Genomic DNA, 15,346 nt, shown 5'->3' on the forward strand with positions numbered 1-15,346 from the left:
GTAAACGATCGTCGGGTATTGTTCATCGTGACACCTGTGTGCGGTGGTGTGAGGACCACCTTAGTTGGTGTCCAGAATCATTGAACCACATCAAACCCGCATTCCCCCGCCGGCCTTACCTCATACCACTTCATCCCCAGCATGGTGCGATGTTGCTGCACGCAGGCCGTTTGCCCGGCCGCCAGCCGCTGGTTGGCGGGGTTAAGCAGGGTGACGGTGACGGGGCCGGTGGGCAGGTTGAGCGTCACCTTGGGGCAACGGGTGGCTGCGCATGGTAAGGCCAGGGCGCCGATGCTGATGACTTGTGGTGCCGCTGCGGGGGTGGCTGCAAGCTGCGGGGTCAGTTGCAGCAGCATGCCGCCGCTCACCATGCTCAGGACCAGCCACAAGCCGGCCAGCCGCAACATGCGCGTGCTGCGGCTGGCATCGGGCCAGCAGCGTAACTGGGCTGGGGCGAGCAGCACACAGCCGAGCAGGCCAAGCGTGAAGGCGCACAGCAGCGTGGGCAGCCAGTCGAACAGCACGGGTGGTTTGAGCGGACTGAGGATGATCAGGAAGGTGGCACACGCCATGAGCAGTTGCAGGGTCTGCCTTTGCAGCGGCGGGCTGTTTTTCTGGTCGGCAGCGCTGCTCCAGCCAAGCTGCAGCATGGCCAACTGTACCAAGATCAGCGGCGCCACCAGCAGCCACAGCCATTCGGGCAGAAACAGTCCGGCCAGCGCCACCAGTAAATACGCAATACGCAGCCCCAGGTCCAGCCGCTGCGCGCGTAGCAGGGTATGCACGCGTGCGGCGGTGTCGCTGCCCAGCCGGCGGTCCTCGGCCACGTCCGGATGCAGTTCGGGCAGGCCTTGCTGCACGGGCAGCTCGCCCAGCCAGCCGGGCAAGGGCTGCTGGCTGGCGCCGGGCAGTTTGACTTCAGCCAGCAGTTTTTCGGCTGCATCGAGCAATTGCAGGCGACGTCCGGCCACATCGGGTTGGCTGCGCAGTGCGTGCACTTGCTCGCGCGCCAGCCAGCGGAAGCGGCCCAACCCGGTACGCAGCTGCAGGCCGTCATCCAGCAAGCGCAACTGTGGCGTGCGCACCATCAGCCACAACATGCCGCCAGCCAGTGCCAGGAACAGCACTGCAACCACCTCGCCACCGGCCGACCAGGATGACAGCCAGCCGACCACCCACGCGGCAGTGATTGCAAGTACGGCAATGAACAGCAGCACCAGCCGGTCGCCCAATGGCAGGGGCAGGGTACGGCGGGGTGTGGTGCTCATGGTTTGCTCGCAGAAGAATCGGGTGGTGCATGGCCAGCGTTGGCAGGATGCGTGCCTACGCAGTCATAGCGCGGCACGGCCTCCAGCCAGTCCATGCCCAGCCCGCCCGGATGGTGGCGCAGGCATAGGCCATGCTGCGTCAGCAGCGGCCCGGCTTGCGTGGCGACCAGGCGCCGGCTGCTGCCGTCGGCCAGCGTGATGCACTGGGCCAGCAGGCAATCGCGCGCCTCGCCCTGCGTGGCATGCAACACGGGCGCGGCGGGGCGGTCCAGTATGGTGTTCAGCGCCAGCGCGGCAGCGCCGCCGTGCAAGGCCAGCAACAGTGCCAGCCCGGCCAGCTTGCGCTGCTGTTCGTCGGCGTCTGGCCAGCGGCGTTGCGCGCCGCCGCGCAGCCCCAGCCAGGCAGCACCGCCTGCCAGCAGGGTGGCCAGCAGCGCCGGCCACAGCGTGTGCAGCGCCGGCAGCGCAAGAAGCGGGTAGATCAGCAGTGACAGCAGATTGATCAGCCCCAGCAAAGTCAGATCAATCCGCCCGCCGCGTGCCAGTACCTGCGCCTCGTCATTGATGAAAGAGTTGAATGGCGCATGCAGCAGATCCAGCCAGCCGCGCCGCCATAGCCACAGCAGCGGCAAGGGCAGCAGCAGCCGCGCGGCCAGCTGGGCGTGCTGCGTATATGGTAGGCCGAATGCAGGGCGCGCATAAATCAGCCATGCCAGCAGTGCAACGCAACACAGTGTCCAGAAATAACGCCGCCGCAACAGGCGCAGCTGCTCGGTGCGGCTGCGGCCGGGTGGCAGGTCTTCAGTACGCACCCACTGCATGGGGCGGACTTCGGGCAGGCCGGCCAACCAGTCCAGCAGCGCAGCGCGCGCGGCCCCCTGCAGCCGCAGCGTCAGCAGCGGGCGGCCGCTGTCCGGCGGCAGCGCCGCATACAGGGCAATGGCGCCGCCGGCACCGTGCGCAAAGCAGGCAATGTTGATACGCGCAATGCGCTTGCGGCGCAGCAGGCTGGTGTCGCAAATGGCGTGTTCATCCAGCAGCAGCGCTGGCGGCCACCACGGCGCGGTCAGCAGCAACAAGCCCGGCAGCATGAACAGCAGTGCCGCAACGGTGTGCTGCTCCAGCAGGGCCAGCCCCGGCAGGGTCAGCAGCAGCCCCAGCAGCGCGGCCACCCAGTGCTGGCCGCGTGAATGCGGATAGCGCTGCGACGTGGTGCTCACGCGCTCGGCTCTGGCTTGCTGCTGCCGCACTCTGCTGCGGGCACGGCTTGCAGCCAGTCCATGCCCAGCATGCCGTGGTGCGCCTGCAGGCAATAGCGCGTGGTGTCGCTTGGCACGCCGAGCAACATGGCGCGCGCGCTGGCTGGCGTCAGCCCGTCGTTGAAGTGCAGGGTGCACACGCCGCCGATCCAGCAATCGTCGGATGCCTGCGTGCTGCGCCATTGCGGCGGCGCGCTGCCAGCCAGCAGGCGGTTGATTTCCACCGCGCCACCCAACCCGTACAGTGCCAGCAGCAAGGCCAGCCCACCCAGCCGCAACGCGCGACCAACGGGGCCGATGTGCTGCCAGGTTTGCCGCAGCGCCGGTGCCAGCCAGCCGGTGATGCTGGCCGAAAACATCAGCCCCAGCACGGCCGCCGGCCACCAGCTTGCCAGCGTGCCGATATGCAATGCCGCTAGCACCATCAGGATCAGCGCACAGTTCAGCAGCAAGAGCGACGCATCCGGGCGGCCGGCCTCCAGCCAGGCTTTGTTCTCGAACAGGGTGGCCCAGCCGCTGCGCAGCAACAGCAAAGGTAGCGGCATGAGCAGCAGCGCCAGCACGATTTGCACGGTGACGAACGCACTGCCCAGTTGCATCCATTGTGGGCTCAGCAGCAGGAAACTCAGCATGGATACGGCATACACCACCCGGCGTAGACGCTTGAGTGTGCGTTCGCGCACGGCAGTGTCGCCACCCAGGCGCGGGTCATCCACCGTGGCGGCATCCAACAGGGTGGCCTGCTCGATGCGCGGCACGCCCTCCAGCCAGCGCAACAGCGCGGGCCGCAAGGCCGGCTCGACCATCAGGGTGAGCAAGGGCTTGCCATTGGCCGGCTGCAACGCGCCATACAGGCTGAAGCGCACCTCATGCGCCTGCTGGTAGCAGACCACACTGCTGCGCGCCACCGTGCGCGTGCCCAGCACGTGGCCGGTATCGTAGATCAGGCTGTCACTGAACTTGAGCTTTGCCGCCCGCCGCGCATGCAGCACCAGCGCCAGCCCGGCCACCAGCAACGGCAACCCCAGCAAGGCCAGCGGCACCGGGCCGAGGGTAATGAACATCGCTGTCGCCAGCCCCAGCGGCAGCAAGGCCACCAGCACCATGGCAATGCGCATGCCGGGGGCGATGGGGTAGATACGCAGCGTCGGGTCGGTATGGGTCATGATTGCTTGTCGATGGAAGTGGTTCAGATATCTGGCTGGTCGGGTTTTTTGAACGCGACGATGTGCTCCACAGCACGCATCACTGCACGCATCACTGCACGCATCACAGCACGCATCATAAGCAGCCAGATCAGGTTGACGATCAATGCCCCTACCGCATCGTTCACCCAAGCCTGCGGCCCCATGCAGAAACATTGCGGCCTCAGCCACAGGGTGATCAGCACCGCCAGGCCCGCCGCCGGCCAGGCCCACACCCGCCGCCGGCCCAGTTGCAGCAGGGCGGCCAGCAGCATTGGCGTGGCCAGCCAGATCAGGTCAGCGGGCTTCACGGCCGCGCTCCAGCGCTTGGGGCGCAGGCGCTGCCCGGTTTCAGCTCGAACCAGTCCATGCCCAGCGCGCCGTAATGCGCCTGGATGCAGACCGGCTCGTCGGGGGCCAGATGGTAAGGCGGGCGGGCAATCAACAGCAGCGCACCTTGCGGGGCAGGGGCAGCAAACTGCACCAGCAGTTGCCCGTCATCATGGTTCACGCTGCGCACTTGCCAATAGGCGGGGGCCGGGCTGTGGGCGAAGTAGGCGTTGTAATTGAAGGTCATCTGGAAGCCGATCTCCTCTAGTAAAACGGTCAACAACGCCAGTTGGCCCAGCCGCTGCCAGATGGGGGCCGCTGGCCAGCTCAACCAAAGCGGGCGGGCCAGCAGCGCCAGCCCGAGCAACGCCAATGCGACGCCGGCATACCGGCTGGGTTGCCCATGCAGCACATCCATCATGCGCAGGGGTTTGCTCAGCACCAGCCCTTGAAGGAGCATCAACAGCAGCACGCCGCCCGTAATCCGCCTTACCGTAATCGTTTTGCTGGTGGTAAAGAGGTCTGCCCAGCCGCGTTGCAGCAGCCACAACAACACGGCGAGGATCAGCGCGGCCGGGATCACCGTCCACGCCGGCTGGAAAAATGAGGCAATCCACATGCCCAGCATGCCGCCATAGACCAACAAACCAGACCAGCGCGTTACGCGCCGCAAGCCTGCCAGCCGCTGTGCGGGCGAAGCGCCCAGCCGCGCGTCCAGCAGCGGCGAATCTGCCGGCAGCGCCGGGTCGGGCCGGCGCGGAATGTCGCCCAGCCAGTGCAGCAGCAGCGGCTGTTCGCGCTCGCCCAGCGGCAGGTTGAGCAGCTCCGCGCCATCGCGGCCATACAGCGTCAGGCACTCGGGACTGAATTCCGGCCACAGGCTCCAGCCTGCGACCTCGGCGCGTTGCAGTTGCACCCGGGGCATGGTATCGGCGTGCAAACGGTCGCCGCGCAGCGTCAGCTGCGTATTGGTCCAGCCCACCCACACCAGCGCGGCCCCGATGGCGCCAAACAGCAGCGTAAAGGCGACGCCCAGCAAGTTCCAATGGCCCAGATGTTGCAAGCTCAATGGCCAGAACAGCATGACCGCCAGGCCAAGGCCGGCGACCACCAGACGCCACGTCAGCGGGTAGAGCAAGCGATGTTCTGCAGGGGCGGTGGCTGTCATTGTGGCTTGGGTCGGGTCAGGGTTTCGAAAGGCAGGATAGCATGGTGCATGAGACTTGCCGCTGGCAAGGCTATGCAGTCCAGATGGCAAACCAATCGGTGTCCCAGGCAATCAGGCCTGCCTTGGCATCGTCATACAGGCCATAGCTGAATTCATTGAACAGCGTGTCGAGGTCGAGCAGCGGCTGGTTCTCGATTTCATACCAGCCTATGGCCTGCAGCATGGCTGTGGCCTGCTTGCGGCATTCGGCCAGTGTTTTTACCCAATCCAGCGGCGCGTTGGCGAGCAGGGCGGTGCGCAAGGTGGTGTCGTCTCCTTCCGGCCACAACGTTTGCAGCATGTCGTGGATGGCGGTAAATCCCTCTTTTATTCCGGGCAGGTCTTCACTGGGCAGGCAGAATTCGTCCCAACACCGGCCTGGACTGATGCAACTGCGGCAGACGCCTAGCCAAGCGTGCATCGAAGTTGAGACCAGCACACATCCCCCAAATTCAAACGGAATGGTGGGGAAGGGCGGCGGCAGGGCCGTCACCAGCGCAGCCGGGCTGAGCGCCAGCCACTGCAGGCCGGCAATGGCGTAGTCATACGGCCAGGGATCGTAGCCATCGCCGCCGCAATGAACCGGTTCGCGTGAGTAGCTCAACGCGGCGGGCACTCCGGCCCCGGCGTGGCGGCATACCATGCCATGCCCAGCACACCGCGCCGCTGCGTCAGGCAGACGGGCTGGCCAACCTGCAGTGGATAGCGCCAGTTTGTGTAGGCATACAGCGGCTGGGCGATGCCTTCCACCGTCAGGCGGTTGCAGTGCTCCGCACCGCAATTGGCCTCTACCTGCAAGGTATGGCGCTGCGCACTGACGATCTCGGCTGGCCATTGCAGATTGATCTGGAAGGCCAGCTGCAGCAGAAACGCGGGCAGCGCAAACAGGGGCAACACGGCATTGAAGTCGGCGTCCAGATCCAGGTTTTCGCCATTGCGGCGGCGGCTGCGCCAGGCCAGCAGCACCAGCGGCAGCGTGCCGACCAGCGCCAGCAGCATGGCGGGCCACCAGCTATCCAGCAAGATGGGGGACACCGGCTGCAGCATGAACTGCATGAACACTGCCGCGTAGAGCAGCAGGCCCACACTGGGCCGCGCCACGCCGGGCAACGGCGTAGCCATGCCAGCCCGGCCGCGCCACAGCATGCCCAGCGCGACGAGTACCATCAGCAGCGGCGGTAGCCACAGCCAGGCACGGGCCGCAATCAGGAAAAACAAGTTCGCTGGCATTGCCAGTCCAACCAGAAAGGTCATCAGCCACGTGGCGCGCAGCACCGTGCGCTCGCGCTCGGCCGGCGTGGCGCCCAGGCGCGCATCGGCGCTGACCGTCGGGTCCACGGCCGGTGGCCCGGCTTGCTCCGGCAGGCCATCCAGCCAGGAGCGGACCGCCGGCAGGTGCTCTGCCTCCAGCAGCACGCTGATCACCGGCTTGATCAGCCCCTTGCTTTCATTCTGCAAGCGGTAAGCGATGTGCAGCTGCAGCAAGGCGCCGCTGGCGCAGGGCGACAGGCTGTAAGCGGTGATATCCGCGCGCCGGATGCGCCCGCGTGCACCAGCTGTAACCGCGATCTGCGAGCCATCCTGCCACAGCGTCAGCACGGCATGTCGCCGCCAGCTCCATGCGGCCATCAGGCCGCACAGCAACGTGATGGGCAGCTGCCACAGCGCGTTGTCTGCCAGGCTGCCGGGCACCAGCCAGCACAGCGCCGCGATGGCGAGCAGCAGCGCCATCAGCACGCCGCGTGTTGCGCGGGGGTGGAGCAGGCGTTGCGGTTTGGGGGCGTTGATCGCCAAGTTCATGCTCCTGCTGTAATGCTGCGGCTAGGGCAGGTGCGGGCCCGCACGATGATTGGTGTGCTCATCGTTCCTCCGCTGCCCTAATCTGCTCGTCCAGCCCGGCCAGATAGCTGCGGCCATAGTGGCCATCCTCCAGCCCCTCGATCAGCAAGGGTGGCAGGTCGTTGCGGATGGCAGGCGTGAGCGAGGCCAGCCCCAGCGCAATCGCCGCCACGCTGTCCACATCGCCGCCAAACGCGACCGCATCGCGCAGCAGCGCCGTCATCGATCTATTGCGCAGCAGCACCGTGGCCACTGCGTGCACCGTCTGCAGGCCGTCGCACTCTACCCAGCCGGCCCAGTCACGCTTGATGCTCAGTCCGGCCAGCTGCTCGGCACGCGCCACTGCATCGGGCAGCGGCAGTGCGTGGCGCAGCAGAAAATGGCTGACCAGCGCCACAAAGGCGGCCGAGCCCAATCCCTCCGGCGTGTTATGCGTGACCGAGGCCTGAGCATGCGCCGCCGCCAGTACATGCTGCGTATCGCCATCCAGCAGGCCCAGCGGCACCGCACGCATGGCCGCGCCATTGCGCGTGCTGTCGTTGCGGATGCGCGCCAGCAGCTCGGCGCCGCTCTGGCACTCGTCCAGCAGGGCACGGAAACCCTTGGCATAGCCGGGGCGCGCATCGCGCCGATAGCAGCGCACAAAGGCCTCGGCATACGCCGCGCGCGAGCCGGCCTCGCCCGCCAGCACCACCTCCAGCACCGCCAGGCTCATCTGCGTATCGTCGGTATAACAGCCCGCCGGCACGCCGTTATCACTGGCCGGATAGCCGTTGGCGTGATTGAGCGCCGCCACCTTCTCGGCGCTGGAAAACTCGAAACACGAACCATAGGCATCGCCCAGGGCAATTTCGATCAGCAAATTGATACTCCTTCATGGTATTCAGCCCCAAAGCAGGGGTCAGTGCGTTGCTTGGTGCTGCACCGTGGGTGCTTGGGTGAACGCAGCAGCAACAGCTGGCCAATCTTGGTCCGGGTGCAGGCCGATTCGTGTCAGGAAACCAGACATCTCGCCGTAGAGGGCCTCGGGTTCGGGCCCCAGGTCATTGCGCCAGATGAGTTGGCTGCAAATGAAGCAGATGACCAGTTTGCTGTGCAATTGATTGCCACGGTAGAAGTGCAGTGTATGGTGCGGGTTGATCACGCAAGCTGCAGCCATGTGGGCCGTGCCATCCGGCATGGCTTCGATGCTGGCGAGCAGGTCTGCCTGCTGCGCGGTGCTGAGTGTCACGGTACGGTACACGGGTAAATCGGAAGATTTCTTTTCCAGGGGATAGAAGTCTTCTGCGCTGGCGTGTTCGCTGACTTCGATACGGCTGGCCAACCGTATTTCCTCTGCCAGCGAGCGCCGATATGCTGAGCCACTACGCTCAAGCAGCAATACAGCAACGACAAGGAGTAACAACACGGCGGCTAGCCAGCGGATGCGGCGCGATTTCAGTAAAGGCATAAGATAAGTTGACAAGGAAGTTCAGCGTTTGAAGGTCTGCTCCGCCAGCGCCTGCCAATTGCGCTCCGGATGCAGTCCGAGTTGCGGCAGCATCTGCGCTACCGCATCGAAAAAGCCAGTTGGCGGGCTACCGGGACTGTTGCCCCAATCCACGCCTACGCAGCTCAGGCAGACATCAATGCTGCTGTGCAGCGTATTGCCGCGATAAAAATCGATGCGGTGATGCGGGTTGAAGCAGCCTGCCACTGCGTCGGGCGGGGTGGTAGGCATGGCGTCGATCAGCGCTTGCCATTGCGTGCGCTGCACCGGGGTGAGGGGCACGCTGGCGTAGTCCGGGCGTTTGATCGGTTGTTCCGGCAGATCATCCGGACCGATATGCTCGCTGATGATGATGCGTGTGGCCAGGCGGGATTCTTCCTGCATGGCTTGCTTGAAGGCTACTGCAGCTGAATGTTCCGCAGCCCAGTGCGGATTGCACGCTGCAACGGGCGCCACCGCATCCCAATCCAGCCCCAGCAAGCCGTGCTGGCGCTGCAAACAGAGCAGCTCGCCGGTATGCACTGACGGATATTTGGCCAAGGCGAGCGTGGCACTTGTTTGCGTATCTTGCTGCAGTGTTACTTCTTGCCAGCGCCCCCAGATGCCGGGTTCCACACTGATGACCTGCGCGATGCGGGCATTGGTGGGCGCGCCGGCAAAACCGGTGTTCAGCCATGCCAGCACGCTGAGGAAGGCCAGCCCCAGCAGCAGGGCGGTGGCGGTCAGGTTGGCGCCACGGCGCAGGCGGCTGCCGGGCCACTCGTTGCGCAGCGCGGGTAGCAGATAGCAGGTGGCCAGCACGCCACACAGCAGCGACAGCAAGGGGAGTACGGCTGCACGGTGCAACAGCGGGTAGTTGGCGATATTGCCGGTATTGGCAATCCACAGCAGCAACATCAACAAGGCCAGCGCAACCGGTGCTGCCTTGCCGCGTGCCGGCTTGTATTCCAGCCGCAGCCAGCCCCGCCGCACCAGCCACAGATTGAGCAGCAGCAACAGCAGGGTGGGTACGCTCAGCCAGGCCGGCAACAGCGCCATGCAGCCGGCGGACAAAAAGGTAAGCAGATAGATCGCAGTGATCGCCTTCTGCACGCGGATGTGCATCACCGCCGGCCTCCCAAGCCCAGCCAGCCCAGCAGCTGTTGCCACCATGGGCTGGCGGGCGCATAAATGCCGCCATTGGCGCGTACTTTCAACAGTTGCTGCTGGATTTCCGCCTTGATCAGGCGCGAAAACGCCGCATGGTGCCGCACGTGCATGCCCAGCACCTCGTCCTCGGTGATGCCGTCCTGCTCATAGGCGCGTTGCTTGTTGCGCTGCATCTGGTTTTCCAGCTCGGCCAGCCGGGCCAGACCGTCAATTGGCGTGACCTGCAGCTGCGGGTCTTGCGCCAGCTGCACGGCCAGGTGGGCGCGGTGCAGCGCCAGCATGCTGGTGGTGCTCATTTCACGCGGGGTGGTGATCAGTGCCGTGCCGTGGCCTGCCCGCCAGAATCCGCGCCCGGCCGTATCGGCGGTCAGCAGCAGGGTGCCGTCGCTGAGCTGGCTGAAGATACGCCGCAGTCGGTTCTGCGTGCCGACGGCGGTATCCAGCGTCAGCGCACAGCGCTGCGTCGGCTCCAGCCACAGTTCGCTCTGGCTTTGTTTGCCCAGTGCCTTGTTGGTCCACAGGTTCTCGAAAAACACATTGCGCTGCAGGCCCAGCGCCAGCAACTCTGCCGCATGCTCGGCAAACCAGGGCAGCGGGCCATCGGGCGCGCTGGCGGGGTCCAGTGGCCGCAGCACTACTTCCGGCGTGAAAATCACACTGAGTGTGTTGCCGGCCAGGCGCCGGGCAGTTTTGCGCAGCGTGGCCAGCTCCTCCGCATTGGGGCCTTGCAGGCGTTGCGCCACTTCCTTGCGCAGAGTGACGGCCAGATCGGCCATCGATTGATCGAGATCGTGCGTCAGCGCGCCATCCAGCGTTTCTGCGCCGGGGGCGTCGCCCACTTTGCTCCAGCTCGACAAGTCTGCCGTGAAGCGGGCCATGCTGGCCTGCATGGCCTCGATGCTGGCTTGCATTTGCGCCAGGTGCAGGTTAGCCACGCCTTCCAGCCCGCGCTGGCAGGCTGCGGCTTGAGTGCGCAGGCGGATGATGCGTTCTTGCTGAACCTCGGCTGCGTCTGCATCGGCCGGGTCGGTCGGCTGGCTGCCCAGCCAGTCGGCATGGCGGCTGCGCAGTGCGGCGGCGGCCGGGTAATCGCTGGTGGTTTCCAGCAGATCGCCCAGCGTGTCGAACAATTCGTCATCGCCCTGCTCGTCCAGCAGCGCCTCGATCAGCTCGCGTACTTCGGCCAGCTTGAGTGCACTCCAGCGTGCGCCGGAATAGGTTTCCAGATAGCCGGCCGGGGCTGTATCGCCGTCACCGCCGCCTTCGCCCGCCAGCTCGTAGCGCTGCAATGCCTCGGCCTTGCGCAGTGCAAAATCGCGCGGGTGATGCGATCGCGCGTTCAGGATCTGCGTATAGCGCTGCCAGCCGTCACGCGCGGTGAGCGGCCATTGCGCCAGCACGTCCTGCACAAAGGCCGGGTCGTTGCTGTGCGCGGCCAGCAGGGCTTCCAGCCGGGCCAGTGCATCCTGCTTCAACCAGTTTTCGCCATCGGCCCTGTGCTGCGGCCAGTCCAGCAGCGTGGCCATTTGCTGCCAGCGCGCATGGGCATCGGGATTATTGAAGGTCTCGGGGCTGGCATCCAGCGCCGTCACCAGCCGGAAGGCCCACTGGTACTGGTTCAGCGCCAGCTCCAACGCTGCTGTGCGGTCGGTGGGCGTGAGGGCCAGCAATTGATACAGGTCGCGCCAGGCAGCCGGAGCCTTGCCGATGCCCTGCAGCAGCTTGATCCGCAGCCGATACCATTGCGGGTCATCCGGGGCCTGCCTGATTTGCGCAGTGAGTGCGGCCAGCGTGCCTTGCACATCGGCTTCGTCGCGCAGGGCGAGCTCGGTTTGTTCGTACAAGGGGTGCTGGCTCATGGTCGCATCCTGATCGGGGCAAGGTGGGGCAGCAATGATGGCAGGCAATTGCTGAATGCAAATGAAAGCATTTGCCATGCCCATCAGGCAACCCGGCTTGCTACTGCGTTGCGGATATGCCGCGCAGCGCGCCCCGCCTGCTCAGTGCTGCACCGGCCGCTGCACATCCTGGATCAGGTTGTACACCCGCCGTGCATCGGCAATCAGCTCAAAACCGGGCGTTTGTTGCTGGCCAGGCCAGCCGGCCATGCCGTTGAAGCGGGTGGCTGGCGCGGGGCCGAAGTTGATGCTGCCTTCGTCGCGGCGGCCTTCGGTCAGGATCAGGTCGGGCAGGCGGGTAAGGGGCAGCGAGCGCACCTCGCGCTTGAACAGGCCGGAGACGATGAGCACGCGCTGGTCGGTGACGGCATAGCGGGTGTGGGCGCGCAGACGGGCATCGACAAAAAAGCGGCCGATGATGATGTACAGCCCTACCAGCACAAAGGGGATGCCCCACAGCACGAAGAACGGTGGTGCATTGGTGGCGATCACGCTGCTCTCCCAGAACAGCGCGAAACCGCCCCACAGCAGACTGAACGGTATGGCATAGGCATCGGAGGCGCGCAGCAGCAGGCCCTGGCGCGGCTGACCGCTCCACAGCAAGTGTTCGTCGGCAGCCAGCTGGCTTTTGATATCGGGGGCGTGGGTATGCATGGTGGACTTTCCTCAAACAGGCGCGTACGCGCCGGCCGGGTTGCAGCCGGCGCCGATGGGAAAGGGGGGCGCTGACAGGCGATCAGCCCGACAGCGCCATGCCCCAGCCGGGGCCGCCTTGTGGGCGTGTGGCGGCCAGCGCGGGGCTGAGCGCCTGTATCCAGCGCGTGTACACGCGGTCGGCCAGTTGGTGCAGCAGCGCCAGCCGTTCGTCCAGCCGGTGCATGATCTGCGCCTCGGTCTGCACCGACGGGCCGGCATGATCCAGCAGCTCGTGCCCGTCCAGCGCACACCAGTCGCGGATGCTCTCGGCCGTTACTTCCAGGTGCGATTGCAGCCCCAGATGCGGGCCATAGGCAAAGCCCTTGTTCAGGCAGTAGTGGCCAAACAGCACGCGGGTGGCGCGGCGCGGAATGCCGAAGGTATCGAAGTGCCAGTGAAACAGCGCCAGCTCGCGCAGCGGGCCAAACCAGCGTTTGGCATCGGCATGCTGGGTGACCTGCACCTTGCCCCAGCCGATCTGCGGCACCGGGTTGCGCCGCACCGGCGCGCCCAGCACATGCGCCAGCAACTGCCCGCCAAAGCAATGCCCCAGCACCGGCTTGTTGCGCTCCAGCGCATCCTGCACCAGTAGCGCCTCGCGCCTGATCCAGCTGGCGCCATCGTTCACGCTGGCCGGCGAGCCAAGGATGACCACTCCGCTATAGTCCTGCATGCCGGTGGGCGTGCCGTCCTCCAGCCGGAACAGCCGCCACGGCAGCGCCCGCTGGTTGAGGAAATCAAGCAGATACCCCGGCCCCTGGGCGGGGTGATGCTGGCAGATGGCAATGGGTTTCATACGGGCCTTGCAAGTGATGAACACCATGCAAATCTAGTCTTGCCCTCATCAAAACCCGGTAAAAAGCGCAGCTGGCGGCATAAAGAAGGTATAAAAACGCCTTTGCCCTGATACAGGCCCCACGACGCGTGTCAGCTAACGCGGGGCAGGGCCGATTGATTCCAGCTGAGGAGCGCAGACCAGCATGACCATCAACCCCTACGAGGCCACGGCCGTCGCCGGCATTGCCCCCCTCGACGTGCCGGCCGAAAAAGCCCGCCGGCCGATTTCGGTGTGGTTGCTGGAGGCGCTGCTGCTTGTGGTGTTGGTACTGACGACGATAGGTCTGCTGCAGAGCTTGCGCATGGCTATTCTCTACCCCGCCATTGCCAGGCAGGTGCTTGGGGTGTTTGTTGCAGAAACTGTTGCGCGCTTTGCGATCGGTACCGCACAGCTGCTGGCGCTTCGGTCTATCCATCTGCGCAAGCCGGGTGGCCGCTGGCTGGGCATGCTGTTCTTGCTGGTGCTGGTGGTGCTGGTGTTCATGCTGCCGGACACCACTACCTTTGCCAGCGACGCCGAGCGGGGTGGTGGCTGGTTAGCCCGTCATGTTTTTATTCCGGGGCTGCTGCTGTGGTGGTGCTACGCCGCCACTTTTTCACGCAAGGCCAGGCGCTATTACGGCACCACAGCCGGTTGAGCCACACCGCGTGGTGCGTGCTGGGGCTGGTCCAGGCCAAGCACGCCACCGCTTAGCGTCAGCACGCCGCCTTTGCCGGCTACCTGCAGCAGCGTGCCGTGTGCATGCATGGTGGTGGGGGCAAAACCGGACACATCGCTGAAGCGGATGAGCTGCTGCATGATGGGGCGATCATGCAGCGGCCACAGCTCGTATACGCCATCCGGGCCGAGCACCTGCAGGCTGTCGCCACTGGCCGTGGCCTGCAGGGGCGGGAAGGGCAGCAGCGTGATCAACGCCGGCACGTGCTGGTGGCGATAGTCGACAATGCGGTAGATGCTGCCATGTGACGATGACAGGTGGCTCAGCCCGCAGAGCACATACAAATCATCGCCCACTACCAGCAACTGACGAATGTTTTCCTCAAGCAGCCGGGTGCTTTGCCCGGCCTGCTGCCATACCAGCCCATGGCCGAATTCGCCGCGATCAGTGGCAACATAGCTGCCATTGCCGGTACGCAGCCACTGGTAGCTGTGATCCGGCAGACATTGATTTTCGGTGTTTCCAAGCTCAGAGACTACGCCACTGGCCGAAATGCAATACCAGCTTGCGTACTCATGCACCTTGAGCAGCGCTGGGACGGGTGTCGCAGCGGGCTCGACGCTGCCGGACGCCGTGTAAAGCACCGTGTCATCCCCCGTCATGCGTATATTGGCATAGTGGCGTGATACCAGCGCCACCCCGCCCCGGCCACCCACCAGCCATTGCTCGCCCACCTGCTGCAGGGTGGCCGCCTTGAAGCCGGGCAAGTCATCCAGATCGTAAAACCGTTGCAGATCGACTTCGCCATTGTATTCACCCAGCAAATAAATGCCCCAAGGCGCGAGCAGCCGCAGCCCGAATTTTTCGACAATGGCATCACGTGGCATATAGGGCAGCAGGGTGATCAGCTCAGGCTCGTGCGCATGGCGGTAATCGGCAATGCGATACACCTTGCCCCAGTCCAGCTTGCCTTGCGCCTGTCCCACCAGCACCCACAGCGCGCCTGCCTGCGGCAGCAGAAAACGCACCGGCTCGCTCAGCAAACGGGTGTGCTCGCTGCCTTGCTGCCAATCCAGCCCGCCATCGGCGGCCAGCACGAACTGCCCGTCTTTCCCCGCCAGCGGTGTCACCGTGGGTAGGGCGCAGGGCGTTGTTGCCACGGTCAGCTGGTCGCCACGCAGGCAATACCACGGTGCCGCCTCAGCAACCCGTGACGCTGCGGCAACCGGCGCCAGCCCCAGCTTCTTCAATCGCTGCTTGGCCGTGGGGGCTGCTTCGTCCAGCGTATAGACCGGGCTTTGCCCTGTTCGCATCACCCGTGGCGCAATCGGCAAGGGCTTGCCAGTCGGCGCCGGATCAGGCGTGCCCGCCCATGTCAGGCCAGGCAGCAGGCAGACCAGCACCAGCCAGTGCGCCAGACGATGCAGCAGGGACATACGCATGGGGTAGCCCACCAGATGAAGGGGAATGCTGGCAGTGTAATGAGGGCGGTGGGCTGCTGCAGGGCATGGGTGATGCGCGTCACGCTGTC

The 15,346-nt window shown here is 65.2% G+C and carries 15 protein-coding genes; 1 reads left to right on the plus strand and 14 read right to left on the minus strand.

The features are described 5' to 3' along the window. Positions 1–77 precede the first annotated feature (77 nt). The 13 genes from B9A19_RS17860 to B9A19_RS17920 all read right to left on the minus strand — a co-directional run bounded on the left by B9A19_RS17860 (position 78) and on the right by B9A19_RS17920 (position 13,115). Complete coding sequence (locus B9A19_RS17860; RefSeq protein WP_084092522.1) at positions 78–1,268, minus strand: hypothetical protein; 1,191 nt, start codon at positions 1,266–1,268, stop codon at positions 78–80. Then, a complete protein-coding gene (locus B9A19_RS17865; protein ID WP_139798947.1) occupies positions 1,265–2,488 on the minus strand; it encodes a hypothetical protein in 1,224 nt (407 codons plus the stop codon). The genes B9A19_RS17860 and B9A19_RS17865 overlap by 4 nt, the downstream gene beginning before the upstream one ends. Next, on the minus strand, positions 2,485–3,693 hold the full coding sequence (locus B9A19_RS17870) for a hypothetical protein (protein WP_084092524.1): 1,209 nt from the start codon (positions 3,691–3,693) through the stop codon (positions 2,485–2,487). The genes B9A19_RS17865 and B9A19_RS17870 overlap by 4 nt, the downstream gene beginning before the upstream one ends. A gap of 23 nt (positions 3,694–3,716) precedes the next feature. Next, positions 3,717–3,986, minus strand: a complete 270-nt coding sequence (locus B9A19_RS17875) for a hypothetical protein (protein WP_139798948.1) — start codon at positions 3,984–3,986, stop codon at positions 3,717–3,719. 32 nt (positions 3,987–4,018) lie between these two features. Continuing rightward, positions 4,019–5,209 carry a hypothetical protein gene (locus B9A19_RS17880; RefSeq protein ID WP_084092526.1) on the minus strand — a complete coding sequence of 397 codons (1,191 nt, stop codon included), beginning with the start codon at positions 5,207–5,209 and terminating at the stop codon, positions 4,019–4,021. 70 nt (positions 5,210–5,279) lie between these two features. Then, on the minus strand, positions 5,280–5,852 hold the full coding sequence (locus tag B9A19_RS17885; RefSeq protein ID WP_139798949.1) for a hypothetical protein: 573 nt from the start codon (positions 5,850–5,852) through the stop codon (positions 5,280–5,282). Beyond that, positions 5,849–7,042 (minus strand): hypothetical protein, encoded by a 1,194-nt coding sequence (locus B9A19_RS17890; RefSeq protein WP_139798950.1) that lies wholly within the window; start codon positions 7,040–7,042, stop codon positions 5,849–5,851. The genes B9A19_RS17885 and B9A19_RS17890 overlap by 4 nt, the downstream gene beginning before the upstream one ends. A 64-nt stretch (positions 7,043–7,106) precedes the next feature. Then, positions 7,107–7,949 (minus strand): ADP-ribosylglycohydrolase family protein, encoded by an 843-nt coding sequence (locus B9A19_RS17895; RefSeq protein ID WP_176217006.1) that lies wholly within the window; start codon positions 7,947–7,949, stop codon positions 7,107–7,109. 39 nt (positions 7,950–7,988) lie between these two features. Continuing rightward, complete coding sequence (locus B9A19_RS17900) at positions 7,989–8,411, minus strand: hypothetical protein (RefSeq protein WP_084092530.1); 423 nt, start codon at positions 8,409–8,411, stop codon at positions 7,989–7,991. A 147-nt stretch (positions 8,412–8,558) separates the two neighbouring features. Beyond that, on the minus strand, positions 8,559–9,683 hold the full coding sequence (locus tag B9A19_RS17905; RefSeq protein ID WP_139798951.1) for a hypothetical protein: 1,125 nt from the start codon (positions 9,681–9,683) through the stop codon (positions 8,559–8,561). Then, positions 9,680–11,584, minus strand: coding sequence for a hypothetical protein (locus B9A19_RS17910; RefSeq protein WP_139798952.1), 1,905 nt, complete (start codon positions 11,582–11,584; stop codon positions 9,680–9,682). Before B9A19_RS17910 ends, B9A19_RS17905 begins: the two co-directional genes overlap by 4 nt. A 141-nt stretch (positions 11,585–11,725) precedes the next feature. After that, positions 11,726–12,277, minus strand: a complete 552-nt coding sequence (locus B9A19_RS17915) for a PH domain-containing protein (RefSeq protein WP_084092533.1) — start codon at positions 12,275–12,277, stop codon at positions 11,726–11,728. 82 nt (positions 12,278–12,359) lie between these two features. Beyond that, positions 12,360–13,115: a type 1 glutamine amidotransferase gene (locus B9A19_RS17920; RefSeq protein WP_084092574.1), complete on the minus strand. Its 756-nt coding sequence runs from the start codon at positions 13,113–13,115 to the stop codon at positions 12,360–12,362. 184 nt (positions 13,116–13,299) lie between these two features. On the opposite strand from B9A19_RS17920, the gene B9A19_RS17925 reads away from it, so the two are divergent. After that, positions 13,300–13,794, plus strand: coding sequence for a hypothetical protein (locus B9A19_RS17925; RefSeq protein ID WP_084092534.1), 495 nt, complete (start codon positions 13,300–13,302; stop codon positions 13,792–13,794). Here B9A19_RS17925 and B9A19_RS17930 read toward each other — a convergent pair. Then, the gene (locus tag B9A19_RS17930; protein ID WP_139798953.1) at positions 13,773–15,257 is read right to left on the minus strand and encodes a hypothetical protein; all 1,485 of its coding nucleotides are present in this window, start codon (positions 15,255–15,257) and stop codon (positions 13,773–13,775) included. The two genes, B9A19_RS17925 and B9A19_RS17930, sit on opposite strands and share 22 nt — an antisense overlap. Positions 15,258–15,346: the final 89 nt, after the last annotated feature.

It is taken from the genome of Andreprevotia lacus DSM 23236, assembly GCF_900176275.1.
Lineage (GTDB): Bacteria > Pseudomonadota > Gammaproteobacteria > Burkholderiales > Chitinibacteraceae > Andreprevotia > Andreprevotia lacus.

Coding starts and splice junctions, on each gene's coding strand:
- B9A19_RS17860 (WP_084092522.1), bottom strand. CDS start 1,268: ATGAGCACCACACCCCGCCGTACCCTGCCCCTGCCATTGGGCGACCGG.
- B9A19_RS17870 (WP_084092524.1), bottom strand. CDS start 3,693: ATGACCCATACCGACCCGACGCTGCGTATCTACCCCATCGCCCCCGGC.
- B9A19_RS17875 (WP_139798948.1), bottom strand. CDS start 3,986: ATGCTGCTGGCCGCCCTGCTGCAACTGGGCCGGCGGCGGGTGTGGGCC.
- B9A19_RS17880 (WP_084092526.1), bottom strand. CDS start 5,209: ATGACAGCCACCGCCCCTGCAGAACATCGCTTGCTCTACCCGCTGACG.
- B9A19_RS17910 (WP_139798952.1), bottom strand. CDS start 11,584: ATGAGCCAGCACCCCTTGTACGAACAAACCGAGCTCGCCCTGCGCGAC.
- B9A19_RS17915 (WP_084092533.1), bottom strand. CDS start 12,277: ATGCATACCCACGCCCCCGATATCAAAAGCCAGCTGGCTGCCGACGAA.
- B9A19_RS17920 (WP_084092574.1), bottom strand. CDS start 13,115: ATGAAACCCATTGCCATCTGCCAGCATCACCCCGCCCAGGGGCCGGGG.
- B9A19_RS17925 (WP_084092534.1), top strand. CDS start 13,300: ATGACCATCAACCCCTACGAGGCCACGGCCGTCGCCGGCATTGCCCCC.
- B9A19_RS17930 (WP_139798953.1), bottom strand. CDS start 15,257: ATGCGTATGTCCCTGCTGCATCGTCTGGCGCACTGGCTGGTGCTGGTC.